The 20,437-nt window shown below is 71.7% G+C and carries 17 protein-coding genes; 9 read left to right on the top strand and 8 right to left on the bottom strand.

The window, feature by feature from the left end:
• The first annotated feature begins 205 nt into the window (after positions 1–205).
• Complete coding sequence (locus BIU98_RS04655; protein WP_071272346.1) at positions 206–5,647, top strand: Ig-like domain-containing protein; 5,442 nt, start codon at positions 206–208, stop codon at positions 5,645–5,647.
• 164 nt (positions 5,648–5,811) lie between these two features.
• On the opposite strand, the gene BIU98_RS04650 is transcribed toward BIU98_RS04655, so the two are convergent.
• The gene (locus tag BIU98_RS04650) at positions 5,812–6,543 is read right to left on the bottom strand and encodes an SOS response-associated peptidase (protein ID WP_071272490.1); all 732 of its coding nucleotides are present in this window, start codon (positions 6,541–6,543) and stop codon (positions 5,812–5,814) included.
• 80 nt (positions 6,544–6,623) lie between these two features.
• Entirely contained in the window at positions 6,624–7,325 is a 702-nt protein-coding gene (locus tag BIU98_RS04645; RefSeq protein ID WP_071272343.1) for a hypothetical protein, read from the bottom strand.
• Between the two features lie 307 nt (positions 7,326–7,632).
• Between BIU98_RS04645 and BIU98_RS04640 the strand changes: the two genes are divergently transcribed.
• The 3 genes from BIU98_RS04640 to BIU98_RS04630 are packed head-to-tail and all read left to right on the top strand — an operon-like array spanning position 7,633 to position 9,441.
• Complete coding sequence (locus tag BIU98_RS04640; protein WP_071272340.1) at positions 7,633–8,058, top strand: organic hydroperoxide resistance protein; 426 nt, start codon at positions 7,633–7,635, stop codon at positions 8,056–8,058.
• Positions 8,058–8,453: a YchJ family protein gene (locus tag BIU98_RS04635; protein ID WP_071272337.1), complete on the top strand. Its 396-nt coding sequence runs from the start codon at positions 8,058–8,060 to the stop codon at positions 8,451–8,453. The genes BIU98_RS04640 and BIU98_RS04635 overlap by 1 nt, the downstream gene beginning before the upstream one ends.
• Before the next feature lie 10 nt (positions 8,454–8,463).
• Positions 8,464–9,441 carry an SDR family NAD(P)-dependent oxidoreductase gene (locus BIU98_RS04630; protein ID WP_071272334.1) on the top strand — a complete coding sequence of 326 codons (978 nt, stop codon included), beginning with the start codon at positions 8,464–8,466 and terminating at the stop codon, positions 9,439–9,441.
• Here BIU98_RS04630 and BIU98_RS04625 read toward each other — a convergent pair.
• Entirely contained in the window at positions 9,431–10,315 is an 885-nt protein-coding gene (locus BIU98_RS04625) for a shikimate dehydrogenase (RefSeq protein WP_071272331.1), read from the bottom strand. The two genes, BIU98_RS04630 and BIU98_RS04625, sit on opposite strands and share 11 nt — an antisense overlap.
• A 58-nt stretch (positions 10,316–10,373) precedes the next feature.
• Between BIU98_RS04625 and BIU98_RS04620 the strand changes: the two genes are divergently transcribed.
• Complete coding sequence (locus BIU98_RS04620; protein WP_071272328.1) at positions 10,374–11,390, top strand: iron-siderophore ABC transporter substrate-binding protein; 1,017 nt, start codon at positions 10,374–10,376, stop codon at positions 11,388–11,390.
• A gap of 155 nt (positions 11,391–11,545) precedes the next feature.
• Here the strand turns inward: BIU98_RS04620 and BIU98_RS04615 are convergent, their stop codons facing one another.
• Entirely contained in the window at positions 11,546–11,950 is a 405-nt protein-coding gene (locus tag BIU98_RS04615; RefSeq protein WP_071272325.1) for a DUF1304 domain-containing protein, read from the bottom strand.
• Positions 11,951–12,005: 55 nt separating this feature from the next.
• Between BIU98_RS04615 and BIU98_RS04610 the strand changes: the two genes are divergently transcribed.
• Together BIU98_RS04610 and BIU98_RS04605 are read left to right on the top strand one after the other, a co-directional pair.
• Complete coding sequence (locus tag BIU98_RS04610) at positions 12,006–12,329, top strand: chorismate mutase (RefSeq protein WP_071272322.1); 324 nt, start codon at positions 12,006–12,008, stop codon at positions 12,327–12,329.
• 92 nt (positions 12,330–12,421) lie between these two features.
• Positions 12,422–13,522 carry a beta-propeller fold lactonase family protein gene (locus tag BIU98_RS04605; RefSeq protein WP_071272319.1) on the top strand — a complete coding sequence of 367 codons (1,101 nt, stop codon included), beginning with the start codon at positions 12,422–12,424 and terminating at the stop codon, positions 13,520–13,522.
• Positions 13,523–13,571: 49 nt separating this feature from the next.
• Here the strand turns inward: BIU98_RS04605 and BIU98_RS04600 are convergent, their stop codons facing one another.
• From BIU98_RS04600 to purS, 4 genes are read right to left on the bottom strand one after another with little or no spacing between them, the layout of a single operon-like run.
• Positions 13,572–14,492, bottom strand: coding sequence for an NAD(P)-dependent oxidoreductase (locus tag BIU98_RS04600; RefSeq protein WP_071272316.1), 921 nt, complete (start codon positions 14,490–14,492; stop codon positions 13,572–13,574).
• Positions 14,493–14,505: 13 nt separating this feature from the next.
• Positions 14,506–16,887, bottom strand: coding sequence for a phosphoribosylformylglycinamidine synthase subunit PurL (gene purL / locus BIU98_RS04595; protein ID WP_254787791.1), 2,382 nt, complete (start codon positions 16,885–16,887; stop codon positions 14,506–14,508).
• A gap of 35 nt (positions 16,888–16,922) precedes the next feature.
• Complete coding sequence (purQ, locus tag BIU98_RS04590; RefSeq protein ID WP_071272487.1) at positions 16,923–17,618, bottom strand: phosphoribosylformylglycinamidine synthase subunit PurQ; 696 nt, start codon at positions 17,616–17,618, stop codon at positions 16,923–16,925.
• Between the two features lie 5 nt (positions 17,619–17,623).
• Positions 17,624–17,893: a phosphoribosylformylglycinamidine synthase subunit PurS gene (gene purS, locus BIU98_RS04585; RefSeq protein WP_071272310.1), complete on the bottom strand. Its 270-nt coding sequence runs from the start codon at positions 17,891–17,893 to the stop codon at positions 17,624–17,626.
• A 146-nt stretch (positions 17,894–18,039) separates the two neighbouring features.
• Between purS and BIU98_RS04580 the strand changes: the two genes are divergently transcribed.
• Together BIU98_RS04580 and BIU98_RS04575 are read left to right on the top strand one after the other, a co-directional pair.
• The gene (locus BIU98_RS04580) at positions 18,040–18,660 is read left to right on the top strand and encodes a PadR family transcriptional regulator (RefSeq protein WP_071272307.1); all 621 of its coding nucleotides are present in this window, start codon (positions 18,040–18,042) and stop codon (positions 18,658–18,660) included.
• Positions 18,657–20,252, top strand: coding sequence for a DHA2 family efflux MFS transporter permease subunit (locus tag BIU98_RS04575; protein ID WP_071272304.1), 1,596 nt, complete (start codon positions 18,657–18,659; stop codon positions 20,250–20,252). The genes BIU98_RS04580 and BIU98_RS04575 overlap by 4 nt, the downstream gene beginning before the upstream one ends.
• Positions 20,253–20,437 lie beyond the last annotated feature (185 nt).

Below are 20,437 nucleotides of genomic sequence, written 5' to 3'. Positions count from 1 at the left end.
GTCGGTCTCCGGCGGGGCGTTCGTCATGCCCGGGGCGATGCCGATCGCGTCGTCCCCCGAACGAGTGGTCCCCCCTACTGGGGACCGCCGTTGTCCCCACTTCCTCCGTGTTTCCTGTCAGGATCAGGCCAGCGCGAACGTCCGTTCTCCTGTCCCTGCGGGATCGAGCGGGTCGCGTTCCGTCGACCCGACCCGGAAGTGATCCATGCTGTCTGCCTCCCAGCGCTCTGCCGCGCCCCGCCGCCGTGCGGGCATCCGGCCCCTCGCCGTGCTCGCCGCCGCCCTCCTCGTGGGGACCGGCCTCAGCACGGCCACGGCCGTCGTCGCGGCGACGCCGGCGTCAGCGGTCACCGCGACGACCGACGGACACTTCGTCTGCGACCAGAACACGCTCTACGCGACGAACAGCGCCGGCAAGGTCGTCGCCGTCGACATCACGACGGGCGACTCCAAGGGCTCGACGGTGGACGTCACGACCCTCGGCACCGGAGCGAACAACGGCCTCGGGATCTCCCGCGAGGGCACGTCCCTGTTCGCCGCCTCCAACGGCGTGAGCGCCACGCTCCGCTCGTACAACCCGAAGTCCGGCAACGCGTCGGACCCGATCGCGACCGACAAGGTCCGCTCGGTGATCCGCGGTGCCGTGAACCCGGCGAACGGCATCTACTACTACGGCGACAACACCGGCTGGCTCGGCGCGTACGACCCGGCGACGAACACCGCCCTCGGTCAGGTCGGTCAGATCACCGGGCTCAAGGCCGGCAACGGTGACTTTGCCTTCAGCTCGCAGGGGCTGATGTTCGTCGTCGCAGCGGACAAGGTCTACCGCATCAACGCCGACACCGTCCCCGCGGTCGCCGGTGCCGACACCCCGCTCGCCGCCGTCGAGATCGCGACCCTGCCGTCCGGCACGAACAGCCCCGGCATCGCGTTCTCCTCCGACGGGTACCTCTACATCTCGAACTCCGTCACGACGAACAACGTCGCGACCACGACGATCTACCAGCTCGACCCGACCGCGGGCACGCAGGTGCGGAGCTTCCCGATCGTCGGCAACTACGGCGCCAGCGACCTCGCCACCTGCAACTACGCCGACACCGTCACCGGCAAGGCGGACATCGACCAGCGCTGGGCCGCGGGCGACCAGTTCGGCCTCGCCATCACCGGCGACGGCATCACGAGCGCCAGCAAGGGCACGAGTGACACCACGACCGGGTCGGACACCGGCGTGCAGGAGAAGAAGGCCGGCGCAATCCTGACGACGCCGGGCAAGAACTACACGGTGACCCAGACCCCGTGGGGCACCACCGACCCGGCGAACTACGCCACGACGTGGAAGGCCGTCGACCTCGGCAGCAACCGCACCGTGGCGGACGGCACCGGCACGAAGGCGTCCTTCGTGTTCCCGCAGGCGGTGTCGAGCGACGGCACCGACGTCGTCGTGACCTTCACGAACACGATGAAGGCCACGCACGTCAGTACCAGCCCCGACACCCGCACCACCGCCGCCGGCACCACCGTGCGCGTCCCGGCGTCCGCCGGTGTGCTCGCGAACGACAGCGGCACGGGCCTGTCCGTGGTGTCGAACACCACCCCCGCCCACGGCTCGGCGACGGTCGCGGCCGACGGCTCCTGGACCTACACGCCCGCTGACCGCTTCTCCGGCACCGACTCGTTCGACTACACCGCGAAGGACTCGTCCGGCCGCACCGCGACGAGCACCGTCACGGTCACCGTGACCCCGAGCGCCGCGGACGACGCCGTCACCGTGCACGCGGGGTCGACCGCGAAGGCCGGGGCCGGCGACGGGCTGCTCGCGAACGACGCGGGCAAGGGCCTGACGGTCACCGACCACACCGACCCGGCACACGGCGCCCTCGACGTGCGCGCCGACGGCTCGTACACGTACACGCCGGCCACGGGGTTCTCCGGCGCGGACTCCTTCACCTACGCGGCGACGGACAGCGCAGGCACCACGACCACCGCGACCGTGACGGTCACCGTCCTGCCGACCGCGGGGGCCGACACCGTCACCGCGACGGCCGGACAGCCGACCGTCGGAGCCGCACCGGGCCTCCTGTCCGACGACCTGGGCAGTGACCTCCACGTGAGCGGGTCCACCCAGCCGGCCCACGGCACGGTCGCCGTGCAGCCGGACGGTTCGTACAAGTACACGCCCGCCGCCGGGTTCTCCGGCACGGACACCTTCACGTACACGGTGACCGACGGCTCGGGCTCCGACACCGTGACGGTCACCGTCCAGGTGGCCCCGAAGGCCGTCGCCGACACGGTCAGCGTCGCTGCCGGCGGCTCCGCCGTGACGACCGACCGCGCGACCGGCCTGCTCGGCAACGACCTCGGCGACGGCCTCAGCGTGACGGCGCACACCACGCCGGCACAAGGCTCGCTCGAGCTCGACCGCGCCACCGGCACGTACACGTACACCCCGGCCGGCGGCTTCTCCGGCACGGACACCTTCGACTACACGATCGTCGACCGGTCGGGCACCCCGGCCACCGCGACCGTCACGGTCGTCGTCCGCCCGACGGCTGCCGACGACAGTGCGACGACCACGGCGAACGTGCCGGTCACGGTCGACGTGCAGCGCAACGACCTCGGCACGGACCTGACCACCACCATCGTCACCGGTGCCAAGAACGGCACCGCGGTCGTCGCCGAGGACGGCAGCGTCGACTACGCACCGGCCACGGGCACCTCGGGCACCGACACGTTCACCTACCGGGTGACCGACGGCACCGGCCGGAACTCGGGCACCGTGACCGCGACGATCACCGTCGTGCCGCGCGCCCTGCCCGACACCGCGGCGACGACGGCCGACCAGCCCGTCAGCATCGCCACGAGCGGCCTGACCCGCAACGACGTCGGCACCGGCGTCACCGTCACGGCCGTCCGTGACGCGCAGCACGGCACCGTTGCCCTCGGGAAGGACGGCACGGTCGTCTTCACCCCGACCGACGGGTTCTCCGGCACCGCGACCTTCCACTACGACGTCGTCGACGCCGCGGGCAGCACTGCCACCAGCTGGGTCGTCGTGGTCGTCGGCCCCCAGGCGACTGCCGACACCGCGACCGCGACCGCGGGCTCCACGCTGACGGTGTCCGCGGCGGACGGCGTCCTCGCGAACGACCAGGGCACCGACCTGCGAGCGACCCTCGACGAGGAACCGCTCCACGGCACGGTCGACATGCACGCCGACGGCTCGTACACGTACACGCCGAAGGACGGGTGGTCCGGCCCGGACACCTTCACGTACACGGCGACGGACGCCGAGGGCAACACCTCGACCGGCATCGTGCGCGTCACGGTGAAGCCGAGCACCGTCGGTGACACCGTCACCACGGCCGCCGGGCAGCCCGTCACCGTCACCTCGCGTGACCTGACGGCGAACGACCACGGCACCGGCCTGACGGTCACCGCCGTCGGGACGCCTGGCACCGGCACCGTCGTGCGCAACGCCGACGGCACCGTGACCTACACGCCGAAGCCCGGCACGTCGGGCACGGACACCTTCACGTACGAGGTCACCGGCGCGAACGGCAACACCGCCACGGGGACCGTCACGGTGACGGTGACCCCGGTCGTCGCCACGCCCGACGCCTCGGCCACGGCGGACGGCACGCTCGTCGTCCCCGCCGACCAGGGCGTCCTCACCGGCTCGACCGGCAGCGACCTCACGGTGACCGATGCCACGAAGCCCGCACACGGCGACGCCACCGTGGCGAAGGACGGCTCGTACACGTACACCCCGACCCCGGGCTACTCCGGCCCGGACACCTTCGACGTGACGGTCACCGACGGCACGGGCACCACCACGACCGGCACCGTGACGATCACCGTCGCCCCGAAGGCGCTCGCCGACACCGCCACCACGACGGCGTCCACCCCGGTCGACGTCCCCGTGGCGAAGAACGACTCGGGCACCTCGCTGACGGTCACCGCGGTCGGGACGGCCAGTCACGGCACCGCCAGCATCGGTGGCACCGGGACGGTCACGTACGTCCCCGAGGCCGGGTTCTCCGGCACGGACACCTTCACCTACACGGTGACCGACCCCACGAAGGGCACCGCCACGGCGACCGTCACCGTGACGGTCACCCCGACCGCGGTCGCCGACACGGTCCGCACCCCGGCCGGCACCGCGCTGGCGATCGCCGGCAGCACGCTCATGGGCAACGACCTCGGCACCGGCCTGCGGGTCACGAGCCACGGCACGGCCGCGCACGGCACCGTGACGGACGGCCCCGACGGGTCGCTCGTCTACACGCCCGACACCCGGTTCTCCGGCACGGACACCTTCACCTACACGGCGACGGACGCCTCCGGGCAGCCGACCACCGCCACGGTCACCGTCCTGGTGGGCGCGGTCGCGGTCGACGACTGGAGCACCACGACCACGAACGGCGTCGTGCGGATGCCGGCGGCCAAGGGCGTGCTGTCCGACGACGCGGGCAGCGGCCTGTGGGCGTCCATGGAGACGAAGCCGCAGCACGGCCACCTCCGCCTGGCGAAGGACGGTTCGTACGTCTACACGCCGGCCGCGAACTGGTCCGGCCGCGACTGGTTCACCTACGCCGCTCACGACGCCGACGGCAACACCGCGTTCGCACGCGTCGCGATCGACGTCGTCCCGACCGCTGCGCACGACACCGCACGCACCACGGCCGGCACGCCGGTCACGGTCAAGGGCCCGGGCGTGCTCGGCAACGACCACGGGGCGGACCTGACGGTCGTCACCGTCGGCAGGGCCGCGCACGGCACGGTCACCATCGCCGCGGACGGCACCTTCCGGTACACGCCGGCAGCGGGCTTCTCGGGCATCGACACCGTCGCGTACACGGCGCAGGACGCTGCCGGGCAGCAGGCGGACACGACGGTCACCGTGACGGTCGGCATCGCCGCCACGGACGACCACGGCCACACCATCGCCGGCGTCGCACTGCCGGTCGACGCCCGCCACGGTCTGCTCCGCAACGACCTCGGCACCGGCCTCACGACCGCACTGCACGGCAAGCCCGCGCACGGTTCCGTCCGGGTCCACGCTGACGGCTCGTACGTCTACTCGCCCGCCGCCGGGTTCACCGGCACGGACCGGTTCACGTACACGGTGACCGACGCCTCCGGGCAGACGACCACCGCGACCGCGACCATCACCGTCGTCGCGCACGCCGTCGCCACCGACGACCAGGCCACGGGCACGAAGGGCCGCGCGGTCACCATCGACCCGCTCGGCAACGACAGCGCGACGGGTGGTGCCCGCTTCCGCACCGGCACGCTGCGGCTGGTCGACCCCGCCTCCGGCTCCCACGTCTCCCGCGTGGCCGTCGACGGCGAGGGCGTCTGGACCGTCCGGCACGGCAGGGTCGTCTTCACGCCGGAGGCCGACCACACCGGCACCCTGCAGCTCGCCTACACGGTCACCGACAGCGACGGCCAGGCGGTGACGGCCACGATCACGGTGGTCTACCCGGTCGGTGTCGCCGCCGCGGTGCACGCCGCGCAGCTCGCCTTCACGGGTGCGACCGGGCTGGTCGGGCTCGGCCTGGCGGCCCTGGCCGCGCTCCTGGCGGGCGCAGCGCTGCTGCTCCGTCGTCGCCGGCCCACGTACGGTCCGCTGCGACGCAGCTAGCGATCACGGACTGGAGGCCCCGATCACCTCCGCCACCTGGCGGACGTGATCGGGGCCTCCCGTCTGTGCCCCTCCGCCCCATTCCCGCCATCGAGGGAGCAGGAATCGTCGGGTCGTCCCCGCGTACCCGACGTTTCCTGCTCCCTCGATACGGAGGTCGGCGGTCAGGCGACGGGGTCGATGAGCTGCGGGCCGTCGTTCCGCACGCTGTTGACCGCACGCGAGACCTCGTACTGCTCGAGGCCCGCCGCGACCGCGAGCGACTCGTGGTCGAGCAGCGCGAGCAGGTCGTCGCTGCCCAGGTCGCCGCCGAGCCAGTCGTCGTAGCCGTCGGGCGTGAGGAACGCCGGCATCCGGTCGTGCACCTCGCCCGGGGCCACGTGGGCGTCGCGCGTGATGATCGCCAGCGACAGCCGCCACTTGTCCGGGTCGTCCTCGGGCTTGGTCGGGTCGGGCCAGGCGCTCACGACACCGGCCATGGCCAGTGCCCCGCCGGGCTCGTGCACGAAGTGAGGTTCCTTGCCGTCTTCGCGCACGACCCACTCGTAGTAGCCCAGCGCGGGGACGATGCACCGGTTCGTCGCGAAGGCCCGCTTGAACATGCCGCTCGTGGCCACGGTCTCGATGCGGGCGTTGATCGGCTTCGGCCGCTGCTTCTGGAAGTCCTTCGCCCAGCTCGGGACGAAGCCCCAGCTGATCTGCGGGAGTTCGCGCTCCCCGTGGCGCTGCCGGACGGCGGACACGGGGTCCGTCGGCGCGACGTTCCAGCTCGGGACCAGGCCGGTGCTCACCACGCCGGTGTCCTGGTCGACGTGCTCGGTCCGGTCGGCGAGCTCCCCGATGAGTTCCGGGAGCAGGTCAGCAGTGGTGTCGGAGACGACGAAGCGGCCACACATGCGCCCAGTGTGCCCGTCCCCGCCGACACCGGTCCGGGTGGCGGCCACGCCTGCGGGCGGGGGTCGGTCCCGCGAGTCGGTCAGTCGCCGGGCCGAGTCTCGGTCATGCGGACACTGTTCGCCGTCGCCGGCCCGCGATCTGTCCGCGGGAGCGAGTCTCGGCCCGCCGGGGTCGCCGCGTCGTGCGGCGGGAGGGCAGCGGCGGCGCGGCGGGCACGTTCGGCGCGGCCGAGTTCGCGAACCCGGTCGAGCATGCCCACCGACCAGGGGACGAAGTACAGCAGGATGTAGGCCGGGATCGCCCCGGCCGTCCACGCAGCCACCGCGGCGAGCAAGCCGGCACCGAGGCATGGGCCCCATCGCGTCAGGTCGAGCACCAGCCCGCGCCGGAGCAGTGCGGTGTCGACGAGGACCGCCTCCCGGTCCTCGGGATCCACGGCGGGAGGCTTCCGTTGCAGGTAGGGCTTGACCGACGTCCGCACGGTCCGGGCCGTGTCAGGTCGGACCTGCCGGCCGTTGATGGTCGCCGCGGGGTCGAGCGGCTGCGCGAAGGGGCAGCAGGCAAGTGCGAGGAGCCCCGTCGCGACGGACAGCAGGACGATCACCACGACCGTCAGCCCCGTGCTCGTCGAGGCCCAGTGGGACGAGGCCTCGGTCACGACCATGACGACGGCGGCGACCACGGCCGCGAGCACGCCGATGCGGAGCGCTCGCCGGAACCGGTCGACGGAGACCGCGTCGGCGAACTGCGCACGGAAGACCTGCCACCCGAGTCGGAACACGTCGTCAGTCCTACCCGCACCAGCTGAGCATCGCTCGCGCACCGCCGTCCTCTCGAGAAATCGACCTGCGCCCTGACGGATCCGGTCGGCGAGGTCCGGCTTCCGCGAACCGGATTCGTCACGCCCGCAAACGAGATCGGTCGTCCGGGCTGCGACCGCTCGAATCGCTGGGTCGCGATCTGGTGAACGAGCGGCTCGCGACGCGCGGCGGGGGACACGCCCGGTCGGCCGGGGCGGGGGAGCGACGGACACCGGCCGTGGTGCCGGGGTTCAGCGATCGTCCAGACAGAGGCGGTCACCTGGGACCATGAGTCTCGACATCGTCTACACCGCCGTCGCCCACGCCTCCGGGGGAGGCCGCGACGGACACGTCCGCAGCGAGGACGACCGTCTCGACCTCGACACCCGCCCGCCCAAGGAGATGGGCGGCAGCGGCGAGGGCACGAACCCCGAGCAGCTCTTCGCCGCCGGGTACGCCGCGTGCTTCCTCGGTGCACTGCACGCCGCGGGCCGGGAGCTCTCGCTCGACACGACCGGCGCCGAGGTCTCGGCCGAGGTCGGCATCGGCGGCACGGGCACCGGCGAGTTCGGGCTGGCCGTGGAGCTCGACGTCTACACGCCGGCCGTCGAGCAGTCGCAGCGGCAGGGCGTGGCCGAGCGGGCGCACGAGATCTGCCCGTACTCGAACGCCACCCGCGGCAACATCACGGTCACGCTCTCGCTCGTCGACTGATGCCCGCGACGCCGGCGAGCCCCACGCGCTGCCCCTGCCTCAGCGGCAACCCCTACGACGAGTGCTGCGGGCCCCTGCACGCCGGCGCTGCCGCCCCGACCGCGGAACGCCTGATGCGCTCCCGCTTCTCGGCCTTCGCGCTCGGTCTGCCCGGGTACCTGCTCGAGACGTGGCACCCGAGCACGCGCCCACCGTCCCTGGAGCTCGACCCGGAACAGCGGTGGACGCGGCTGGACATCCTGTCCACCCGGGACGGAGGTCCGTTCGAGTCCCGGGGTCAGGTCGCGTTCCGCGCGTGGTGGCGGTCCGACACCGACCGTGGCACGCTCGAGGAGACGAGCGACTTCGTCCGAGAGCGGGGCCGCTGGTCCTACGTCGACGGGGTCGTCTCCTGACGGGAGCCCCATGGCCACGCGTGACATCACCACCTTCGGCGCACGCACCACGGCAGCCGAGGTCCTCGACGGCATCGACCTGACCGGGCGGACGGCCCTCGTCACCGGGGCTGCCTCGGGCATCGGCGTGGAGACCGCCCGGGCGCTCGCCGGCGCAGGGGCGAGCGTGACGATGGCGGTGCGCGACGTCGCCGCCGGGCAGCGCGTCGCCGAGGACATCGCCACGACGACCGGTCGACCGGCACCGGCCGTCGTCGAGCTGCACCTCGACCGCCCGGCCTCGATCGAGTCCGTCGCCGCTGCCTGGACCGGGTCGCTCGACGTGCTCGTGAACAACGCCGGGATCATGGACGCTCCCGAGACGTACACGGCCGCGGGGTGGGAGTCCCAGTTCGCGACGAACCACCTCGGCCACTTCGCCCTGGCGCTCGGGCTGCACGACGCCCTGGCCGCATCCGGTGCCGCGCGCATCGTCGCCGTGTCGTCGAGCGGGCACGGCTCCTCGCCCGTCGTGTTCGACGACCTCTTCTTCCGGCGGCGGGCGTACGACCCCGGCCTCGCCTACGCGCAGTCGAAGACCGCCAACGTGCTCTTCGCCGTCGGGGTCGGCCGACACTGGGGCGCCGACGGCATCACGGCCAACGCCTGCATGCCCGGTGGCATCTGGACCGGGCTGCAGAAGCACTGGGATCCGGACGTCCTGACCGCGACGAAGATCGCCGCCGCGGACCTCGTGAAGACCCCAGAGCAAGGAGCCGCCACGTCCGTGCTGCTCGCGACCGCCCCGGAGCTGGCCAGTGTCACCGGCCGCTACTTCGAGGACTGCCACGAGTCCGAGGTCGTCGACGCCGTCCGTGACGGCCTGTACGGCGTGGTGCCGTGGGCGCTCGACCTCGTCGACGCCGACCGGCTGTGGGACGTCTCGCTCGCCCTCGTCGACGCGGAGGCCCGCGCCCGCCGCGAGACGGTGATCGCCGCTAGACGGTGATCGCTGCCGGCAGCCCCACGGCCGTGCGCATCGCCCGGCGCACCGCGGCCTCGTCGGGCAGCAGCTCGTCCTGGTCCCCGCTGAGGAAGAACCGGATCTGCCCGATCGCCTGCTCGGTCAGCATGTCGAGGCCGCTGAGCACCCGACCACCGCCCGCCTCCCACCGCGAGGCGACCGCGGTCGGCCACGGCTCGTAGGCGACGTCGAACAACACGGCGTCGGGTCCGGACGGTGTCAGGTGCAGGTCGTCAGCGACCCCGCCGGGGAGCGTGGAGATCACGAAGCCGAGCGGCCCCGCGGCAGGGAGCTCGTCGAGCGGGTGCAGCTCGAGCGTGACGCCGAGCCGCGTCGCGAGCCGCACGAGCGCACCGGCCCCCGCGGTGTCGCGCACGAAGACCCGCACCAGCCGGGCGCCGAGTCGCAGCGACGCCGTCATCGCGCTCGCCGCCGTGGCCCCGCCGCCCAGGACCGTGGCCTCACCGGGGACGTGCCCGAGTGCCTCGACCGGGCGGACGAGCCCCTCGACGTCCGTGTTCGCGCCGACCCGGCGCACAGCCTCACCGACCTGCCGGAACGCGATCGTGTTGGCGACCCCGAGCTCGTCGACGAGCGGCGTCCTGCTGTCGAGCATCGGCAGCACCTCGCGCTTCAGCGGCATCGTGAGGCTCAGGCCACGCAGCCCGGGCTGCCCTGGACCCAGCCCCGCGACGAACGCGTCCAGCTCGCCGGACGCGACCTCGTGCCTCCCGTACGTGAACGGCACCCCGAGCGCGGCGTAGGCCGCTTCGTGCAGGGCGGGGGAGAGGGAGTGCGCGATCGGCGAGCCGAGCACGGCGAGGTGGGTGCGGTCCGGGTCAGCGTACGACGGTGTCACGGTCGGACAGCATAGCCATCCCCGTTCTGAGAGCAGTTCTTAGGGTAGCCTTACCTCTGTGATCCGACCTTCTTCCCCCAAGCAGCGCCTCCGCCGCGTGCTCGCCGCCGCCGGCGCCGTCGTGGCCGCCTCGCTCGTCCTCGCCGGGTGCTCCTCCGGCTCCTCGTCCGACCCCGAGGCGTCCGCGTCGACCTCCGGCAACGGGGCCTTCCCCGTGTCGATCACGACCGGCCTCGGCACCACGACGATCAAGTCCGAGCCGAAGCGCGTCGTCGCCCTCGGCTGGGGAGACGCGGAGACGGCGCTCGAGCTCGGCGTGCAGCCCGTCGGCGCGAGCGACTGGCTGGCGTTCGGTGGCGACGGCGTCGGACCGTGGCTCAAGGGCGCGTACACGAAGTCCCCGAAGATCATCAAGACGCTCGAGCCGAGCTACGAGGACATCCTCGAGCTCAAGCCGGACCTGATCCTCGACGTCAAGTCCTCGGGCGACGAGGACCGCTACAGCAAGCTCTCGGCGATCGCGCCGACCGTGGCGATCCCGGAGGGCGGGGAGAACTACCTCGCCTCCACCACCCAGCAGACCACGATGATCGCGAAGGCGCTCGGCAAGGAGGCCGCCGGCAAGAAGCTCCTGTCCGGGGTCGACGACGCCTACGCCGCAGCGCGCAAGGAGCACCCGGAGTTCCAGGGCAAGTCGGCCGTCATCGCCGCCTACACGTCCGAGGGCTTCGGCGCCTACGCCTCCCGCGACAGCCGCGCGACCTTCATGCGGAACCTCGGCTTCGAGATCCCGGCGAAGATCGACGAAGAGGCCGGCAAGGAGTTCTCCGTCCGGCTCTCGAACGAGAACCTCGACCTGCTGGACGCCGACCTGACCGTCGTGCTGCCGATCTACGTCGAGGCCTCGGCCGCCGAGTCGGACCCGCTGTTCCAGAAGGTCCCGTCGGTGCAGGCCGGCCACGACATCGTCTTCGACGACGCGGACGTGTCGTCCGCGTTCTCCATGGGGACCACCGCAGCGATCGAGTGGGCGCTGGACCGGCTGCCGGCCGAGTTCGCGAAGAAGCTCGGCTGACCTGCGCGGTCGCCTGCTGCGACGGACAGGAGGCCCGACCCGCCATCTCGGGACCGCTCGCGGTCCGTGGGTGGTGGGGCGGGCCTCCTGGCCGTTGCGGTCCGGGTGTCTGCCGGGGCTGCGCTGTCCTGCTCGGTCGGTCGTGCGGGATCCGCTCAGTTGGCGAACATCGACCCGAGGAAGGCGAAGAGCAGCGTGATGAGCGGCAGCGACCCCTGCGCGAAGGCGGAGTTGAGGTAGCGGCGGCCCGTGCCCGCGAGGATCACGGCGGCGGCCAGCATGCTCGCCGTGGCGAACACCACGAGGGTCCAGCCGGTCGCGGGGTTGCCCGTCGCGACGAAGACGACACCGAGGACCGCGCCGATCGCGAGGAACAGGTTGTAGAAGCCCTGGTTGAAGGCCAGCGACCGGGTGGCACGGGCCTCGGCGTCGGAGGCGATCCCGAAGATCTTCCGGACGCGGGGGCTGGTCCACGCCACGGACTCGAGGAAGAAGATGTAGACGTGCACGAGTCCGGCGAGGACTGCGCACACACACGAGATCACGAGGAGCGCTGACATGCGTCCCATTGTCACAGAGACCGTGAGCGCCAGGGTCCGCCGTTAGGCTCTGGACATGAGCGAGTACGACGACGAGGCCGTGGCGGAACTCCAGAGCATCCGGCAGAGCATCGACAACATCGACGCCGCCGTGATCCACATGCTCGCCGAGCGGTTCAAGTACACCCAGCGTGTGGGATACCTCAAGGCCAGCGCCGGGATGCCCGCCGCCGACCCGGGCCGCGAGCAGATCCAGGTCGCACGGCTCCGGTCGCTCGCTGCCGAGTCGCACCTCGACCCGGCGTTCGCGGAGAAGTTCCTGAACTTCATCGTCGCCGAGGTCATCCACCACCACGAGCGCATCGCCGTGGGCGAGGACCTCGTGGCGGACGCCCCGTGAGCGACGCCGGTCCTGCGGCTGGGTCTGCTGCTGCTGCTGGTGCTGCTTCTGTTCCTGCTTCTGGTCTTCCTGCTGCTGAGTCGGGTCTGCGGTTGCTCGTCGGGTCGTACACGGCCACGGGTGGCGGGAACGCGACCGGCATCTCGTTCGTCGACGGCGGAGTCGCTGGGACGGTCGCCGTGCTCGACGACCCGTCGTTCCTCGCCGTCTCCGGTGACCGTGTGTACACCGTGTCCGAGACCGCCGAGGGCAGCGTCAGTGCGTTCCGCCGCTCGGGTGCCGGACTCGAGCACCTCTGGACCGCGACGGCGGGCGGCAATGCGCCGTGCCACGTGCAGGTCGATCCGTCCGGGGCGCTCGTCGTCACGAACTACGTCTCCGGCACCGTGACCGCGGTGTCGCTCGAGGCAGCGGAGTCGTTCGCGGCCTCGGTCGCTGCGAGTGACGGAGTCCTGGGGGCGCGGGGCGCCGGTGCCGTGGTGGTGCCGGCGTCGGCGATCGCGACGGTGGCGTTGCCTGGTGCTTCCGGTCCGGTTGCCGATCGGCAGGACGGGCCGCACGCGCACCAGTCCGTGCCGACGCCGGACGGGACGCTGCTCGTCGCCGATCTCGGCGGGGACGCCCTGCACGAGTTCCGGGTCGAGATGCCCGGTACCGGTGCCGGTGCCGGTGCCGGTGGTGCTGGTGCCGATGGTGCCGCTGGTGCTGGTGCTGTGTCGCTCGTGCCGGTGCGGGTGCACGACGTCGCGCCGGGGGCCGGACCGCGCCACATGACCTGGTTCGACGGTGACCTCATCGTCGCCGGCGAGCTCGACGGCCGCGTGCACCGTCTCCGCCGCGACGACGCCGGTGTGCTGCGGGTCATCGCCTCGGCGGACACCTTCGACGGTCCGACGGGGGACTCCCTGCTGAGCCACATCGAGGCCGACGACACCGGCCGCGTCACCGTCGCCGTCCGGGGTCGTGACGTGATCGTCGTGCTCGACGCCTCGGACGGCGGGCTCTCCGTCGTCGGCAGCGCTCCGTGCGGTGGGGCCTGGCCGCGCCACTTCGCCCGGGTGCCCGGGTTCGTGCTGGTCGCGAACGAGCGCTCCGACGCGATCGCGGTGCTGCCCGTCGGGGACGACGGTGTGCCGGGCGAGGCCGTGGCGCAGATCGCCGTCGGCACGCCCACCTGCGTCGTTCCGGTGTAGCCCGGACGCTCGGGTCCTGCCCGTGCTGCCCGTGCTGCCGAGCGCCGGGTCAGCGCTCGATGAGGTTCTCGAACGTCCGACCCTCGGCCAGTGCGGCGACCTGCCGACGCATCAGCTCGATCGACCGCGGCACGCTGAGGTCCGTGTTGCCCCCGACGTGCGGCGTGAGCACCGTGTTCGGCGTCGTCCACAGCGGGTGCCCCTCGGGCAGCGGCTCCGGGTCGGTGACGTCGAGCCCTGCCGACAGTCGACCGCGCTGCAGCTCGGCGACGAGTGCGTCCGTGTCGACGACCTTGCCGCGCGCGACGTTCACGACGACGGCGCCGTCGGGCAGCGCGGCCAGGAGGGCGGCGTCGACGAGCCCCTCGGTCTCGTCGGTGAGCGGGGCGATGAGCACCAGGACGTCGGTCGTCCGCGCGAGCTCAGGCAGTTCGCCGAACGCGTGCACGTGGCGGCCGTCCTGCTCTCGGGCGGTCCGGGCGACGACGCGGACGTCGGTCTTGAAGGCCTCGAAGCGCGTCGCGATCGCGCCGCCGATGGCCCCGTACCCGACGACCGTCACGCGACGGTCGGCGAGCGAGCGGGTCTCGCGGGCGTCCCAGATGCCGGCAGCGCGGTCGAACTGGAAGGCACCGATCTCGCGGAGCACCGTCAGCGTCAGGCCGACGGCGAGCTCGGCGGTCTCGTCGTCGTGGATCCCGCGGCCGTTCGCCAGGGCAGCGTGCCCCGGGACGTGCGGCAGCGCGTGCTCGTAGCCGGCGCTCGGCAGCTGCAGCAGCTGGAGGTTCGGCAGGTCGTGCACGTACTGCCAGCGGTGGCGCCCACCGAAGTAGAACGGCAGGAACGCGATGGCGACTTCGTCGGGGCGCTCGTGGGGTGCCTCGACGTCCCACACGTCGAGCTCGATCCCGTCCGGCACCGGGCCGAACCGGTCGACGAGCTCGGCGAAGGGCAGCGTGACGATCGACATCGCGTTCCGCCGCTCAGCTGTCAGTGCGGGGCGAGAAGGTGCCGTCGGAGGCGAGCGGGCCGCGGCCCAGGACGCCCTCGGTCACGGTCTCCTGGATGACGTCGCCGAAGCGGGTCGGCATCGTCGAACCGTGCGTGGTGCGCAGCTCGTCGATGCTGGCGGTGAACGCCCCCTGGACCTCGAGCGCCTGCGAGTGCCCGTCGGTCACGCCGATGCGCAGGACCGGGAAGCCACGGCCGTTGCACAGGCCTTGGAAGCGGACGTCGTCCTCGCGGCGGACGGACACGACGACACGGCCGGTCGACTCGGAGAACAGTGCGGTCGCGGTGTCGATCCCGTCGCGCTCCTGCAGCTCGTCGAGCACGACGCGCGCGCCGACACCGAAGCGGAGGACCCCCTCGGCGAGCGTCTGGCCGAGGCCGCCGTCCGACAGGTCGTGGGCGCTCGTGAGCAGCTGCTCGTCGGTCGCCGCGCGGAGCAGTTCGCCGAGCGCCTTCTCGCGGCCGAGGTCGACCGCCGGGGGACGCCCGCCGAGGTGCCCGTGCACGGTGCCCGCCCACGCGGAGCCGTCGAGCTCGAGGCTCGTCGTGCCGAGCAGGTAGAGGTTGTGGCCGTCGTCCTGCCAGCCCGAGGGGATGCGCTTGGCGACGTCGTCGATCACGCCGAGCACGCCGACGACCGGCGTCGGGTGGATCGGCGTCGAACCGGTCTGGTTGTAGAACGACACGTTGCCGCCGGTGACCGGGATCCCGAGTTCCATGCAGCCGTCCGCCAGGCCCTCGACGGCCTGCGAGAACTGCCACATCACCTCGGGGTTCTCCGGCGACCCGAAGTTCAGGCAGTCGGTGACCGCCGCGGGGACCGCGCCGGTGACGGCGACGTTCCGGTAGGCCTCGGCGAGGGCCAGGCGTGCGCCCTGCTTCGGGTCGAGCTGGCAGTAGCGGCCGTTGGCGTCCGTGGCGATCGCGACGCCGAGCCCGGTCTCCTCGTCGACGCGGATCATGCCGCCGTCGTCGGGGAAGGACAGCGCGGTGTTGCCGAGCACGTAGGTGTCGTACTGGTTCGTGATCCAGCGCTTGTCCGACAGGTTCGGCGAGCTGAGGAGCTGCAGGAACTGGGCCTTCAGCGCCGGGCCGGTCTCCGGGCGGTCGAGCGACTCGGCGCCGTCGGCCTGGAGCGCGTCGATCCACGTCGGGTAGGCGACGGGGCGGTCGTACACGGGGCCGTCGACGGCGACGGTGCGCGGGTCGACGTTGACTATCTCCTGGCCCTGCCAGTCGATGACGAGCCGGCCGGTGCCGGTGACCTCGCCGAGCACGCTGGTCTCGACCTCCCACTTGCCGACGACCTCGAGGAAGGCGTCGAGCTTGTCGGGACGGACGACGGCCATCATCCGCTCCTGGCTCTCCGACATGAGGATCTCCTCGGCCGTGAGCGTGGGGTCGCGGAGCAGGACGTCGTCGAGCGAGATGTGCATGCCGCCGTCGCCGTTGCTGGCGAGCTCGGACGTGGCGCACGAGATGCCCGCGGCGCCGAGGTCCTGGATGCCCTCGACGAGGTCCTTCTGGAACAGCTCGAGGCAGCACTCGATGAGCACCTTCTCGGCGAAGGGGTCACCGACCTGGACGGCCGGACGCTTGGTCGGGCCGCCCTCGGTGAAGGTGTCGGACGCCAGGATCGACGCGCCGCCGATACCGTCGCCACCGGTCCGAGCGCCGAAGAGCACGATCTTGTTGCCGGTGCCGGACGCGTTCGCCAGGTGGAGGTCCTCGTGACGGAGGACACCGACGGCGAGGGCGTTCACGAGCGGGTTGCCCTGGTACACCGGGTCGAAGTAGGTCTCGCCGCCGATGTTCGGCAGGCCGAGGCAGTTGCCGTAGAACGAGATGCCGCCGACGACGCCGTGCACGACGCGCGCGGTGTCCTCGTGGTCGATCGCACCGAAGCGGAGCTGGTCCATCACGGCGACCGGGCGGGCACCCATCGAGATGATGTCGCGGACGATGCCACCGACGCCGGTGGCAGCACCCTGGTACGGCTCGATGTAGGACGGGTGGTTGTGCGACTCGACCTTGAAGGTCACCGCCCAGCCGTTGCCCACGTCGACGACACCGGCGTTCTCGCCCATGCCGACCATCAGGTCCTTCTGCATCTCCGGCGTGACCTTCTGGCCGAACTGCCGGAGGTAGTTCTTGCTCGACTTGTACGAGCAGTGCTCCGACCACATCACGGAGTACATGGCGAGCTCACCCGAGGTGGGGCGGCGGCCCAGGATCTCGCGGATCTTCGCGTACTCGTCCGCCTTGAGCCCGAGCGCCTCGTAGGGCTGCTCCTTGTCGGGCGTCTCGGCGGCGTCCTGCACGGTGTCGGGCTTCGGGCGCACGTGGGTCGTCACGGTGGTGTTGTTCCCTGTCACTGGCGTCGGCGTCGTCACTTGACGAGCGTCGACTCGATCACGGAGGTGAAGAAGGTGAGGCCGTCCGTACCGGAGGCCATCGCCGCGGGGGTGTCCGGGCCGAAGCCGGGCTCGGTCGCGTGCTCGGGGTGCGGCATCAGGCCGACGACGTTGCCGCGCTCGTTCGAGACGCCGGCGATGTCGTCGATCGACCCGTTCGGGTTCACGCCGACGTAGCGGAAGACGACCTGGCCGTTGTCCTCGATGCGCTTGATCTCGTCGGCGTCAGCCACGAAGCGGCCGTCGGCGTTCTTCAGCGGGATGGTGATCTCCTGCTGGGTCGCGAAGCCGTTCGTCCAGGCGGTGTCGGCGTTCTCGACGCGCAGCTTCTGGTCGCGGCGGATGAACTGCTGGTGGGCGTTCCGCGTGTGCGCGCCGGGGACCAGACGGGCCTCGGCGAGCATCTGGAAGCCGTTGCAGATGCCGAGCACGGGCATGCCCTTGCCGGCGGCGTCGATGACCTCGGCCATGATCGGGGCCTTCGCGGCGATGGCCCCGGCGCGGAGGTAGTCACCGTAGGAGAACCCGCCGGGCAGCACGATCGCGTCGACGCCCTGCAGGTCGTGGTCGCCGTGCCACAGGGCGACCGGGTCGGCACCGGCCAGACGGACTGCACGCTGGGCGTCGCGGTCGTCGAGCGAACCGGGGAACGTGATCACACCGATGCGCATGGCGGTCACTTGGCGACGCCGTCCTCGGTGTCGTCGACGGTGACCGAGACGACGTCCTCGATCACGGCGTTGGAGAAGACGTCCACCGCGATCTCGCGGACCTCGGCGAGCTTGGCGTCGTCGACGGGGCCGTCGACCTGCACCTCGAATCGCTTGCCGATGCGGACGTTGGTCAGGTCGTTCTTTCCGAGGCGGGCGAGGGCGTTGCCCACCGCCTTGCCCTGGGGGTCGAGGATCTCGGCCTTCGGCATGACCTCGACGACGATCGTTGGCACGTGTTCACTCCAGCACGGGGGAATCGGGTGGGGACCGCTCCAGTCTAGGTGGCGCGCACGTCGCGCCGGGTGCGGTTGTGGAGAACTGTTCGAAGACGTATATTCCAAGTCGAACATTCGGCATCGAACACGGACAGGAGGCTCGGATGGCGTCGCTCACGCCGCTCGCGTACGCCGCGCTCGGACTCCTCAACGAGGGACCGTCGCACCCGTACGAGATGTTCCAGACCATGACCCACCGTCGGGACGCTCGGAACGTGAAGGTGCGACCCGGCACGCTCTACCACCAGGTCGGGCGCCTCGTGGAGCACGGGCACGCAGCTGTCGTCGGCACTGACCGCGAGGGCAACCGTCCCGAGCGCACGACCTACGCGATCACGGACGCCGGCCGCGCCGCCCTGCACGACGGGTTGCTCGAGCTGATCTCCGCACCCGCCGACGAGTACCCGGTCTTCCACCTCGCGCTCGCGGAGATCGAGAACCTCCCGCAGGCAGAGGCGGTCTCCTCGCTCACGGACCGCGTCGCGGCACTCGAGTCGCAACGGGCCGAACTGGACGAGATCAACGCGGTCGTCTCGGCCAAGGCGCTGCCGGAGCGCTGGTGGCTGGACGTGTCGTACGTCCATGCGATGCTCACCGCTCAGATCGAGTGGCTCCGCGCCACCGTCGCCCGCATCGAGAGCGGCGACGTCCCCTGGACGGACCCCGGCACCGGCCCGTCCGCCCGCACTGACACCACCCTCGACAGCAAGGAACACACTCGATGACCACCGTCACGCCCCCGCGGACGACCGAGAAGAAGCCGTGGCCGGCCCTCTGGGCCCTGGTCGTGGGCTTCTTCATGATCCTCGTCGACTCGACCATCGTGTCCGTCGCCACCCCCACCATCGCCAAGGCCCTCGACGCCGACATCAACGCCGTGATCTGGGTGACCAGCGCCTACCTCCTCGCGTACGCCGTGCCGCTGCTCATAACCGGGCGCCTCGGGGACCGCTTCGGCCCGAAGGTCCTCTACCAGGTCGGGCTCGTCGTCTTCACGCTCGCCAGCCTCTGGTGCGGCCTGGCCGGCTCCATCGAGGTGCTCATCATCGCCCGCGTGGTCCAGGGCCTCGGCGCCGCGATGATGACCCCGCAGACGATGGCCGTCATCACGCGCATCTTCCCGCCGCAGAACCGTGGCGCCGCCATGGGCCTCTGGGGCGCGGTCGCCGGTGTGGCCTCGCTCGTCGGCCCGATCCTCGGCGGCTTGCTCGTCGACGGCTTCGGCTGGGAGTGGATCTTCTTCGTCAACGTCCCCGTCGGCGTGGTCGCCTTCGTGCTCGCGCAGCGCTTCGTCCCGACGTTCGACCGGCACCGACACCGCTTCGACTACCTCGGCATCGTGCTCTCGGCGGTCGGCCTCTTCTTGCTCGTCTTCGGCATCCAGGAGGGTGAGACCTACGACTGGGGCACCATCACCGGGCCCATCTCCGTCTGGTCGCTGATCATCGCCGGCATCGTGGTGCTCGTCGCCTTCGTGGTGTGGCAGGGCGTGCAGAAGGGCGAGCCGCTGCTGCCGCTCGGCCTGTTCAAGGACCGCAACTTCACCCTCGCCAACATCGCGATCACCGCCGTCGGCGTCGCCATCTCGTCGTTCGCGCTGCCGATCATGCTGTGGGCGCAGGACGTCCTCCGCTTCTCGCCGACCCAGGCCGCGCTGCTGCTCGTGCCGCAGGCGGTCATCTCGGCCGGGCTCGCGCCGCTCGTCGGCAAGAAGCTCACCGTGTGGAACCCGCGCTGGGTCGCCGCGTTCGGCCTCGCCTGCTTCTCGGGCGGTCTGTTCTGGTTCGCCGCCCTGCTGAGCGCCAACGCCGACTGGGGATGGGTGCTCCTGCCGAGTGCGCTCCTCGGCCTCGCGAACGCCTGCATGTGGGGGCCGCTCTCGGTCTCGGCGACGCGCAACCTCTCCCCGCGCCTCGCCGGAGCCGGGTCTGGCGTCTACAACACCACGCGGCAGATCGGTGCCGTCCTCGGTTCGGCCGGCATCGCCGCGCTGATCGAGTCCCGCATCACGGCGAACTTCCCGTCGGAGTCGGGTGGCGCGTCCGCCGGCGGTGCCGAGCAGCAGATCGGTTCGCTGCCGGGCTTCCTGCTCGACCCGTTCTCGAAGGCGATGGGGCAGTCGCTCATCCTGCCGGCCGTCGTCCTCGTCGCGGCCATCGTCGCCGCGCTGTTCCTGGCGAAGCCGAAGCAGACCGTCGCCTGGGCCCAGACCGGTGCCGTGACGACCCAGCCTGACGCCGAGGACTCCGCAGCCCCGAGTGCTCCCGACCAGGAACTCGCGGCGACCGACCACCACGGCAAGCACGCCGGCGCCTAGCACCCCCGCCGCTCGTCCCGGAGCCCCCGACCACGCCCGTGGCCGGGGGCTCTGCGCGTCCCCGGCTGCATCACCAGCGCCCCCGCCTGTCCCCGCACCCCGTGCCCGGCCCCGCTGTCCCCGCGCCGACGCCCCCCGACTCGGAACGACATCGTGGTCGTCGTACGACAGCGGCGTTGTCGTTC

Source organism: Curtobacterium sp. MMLR14_010, from assembly GCF_001865015.1.
Lineage (GTDB): Bacteria > Actinomycetota > Actinomycetes > Actinomycetales > Microbacteriaceae > Curtobacterium.
The sequence above is the reverse complement of the archived record's forward strand: the minus strand, read 5'-3'. Positions and strand labels throughout refer to the sequence as shown.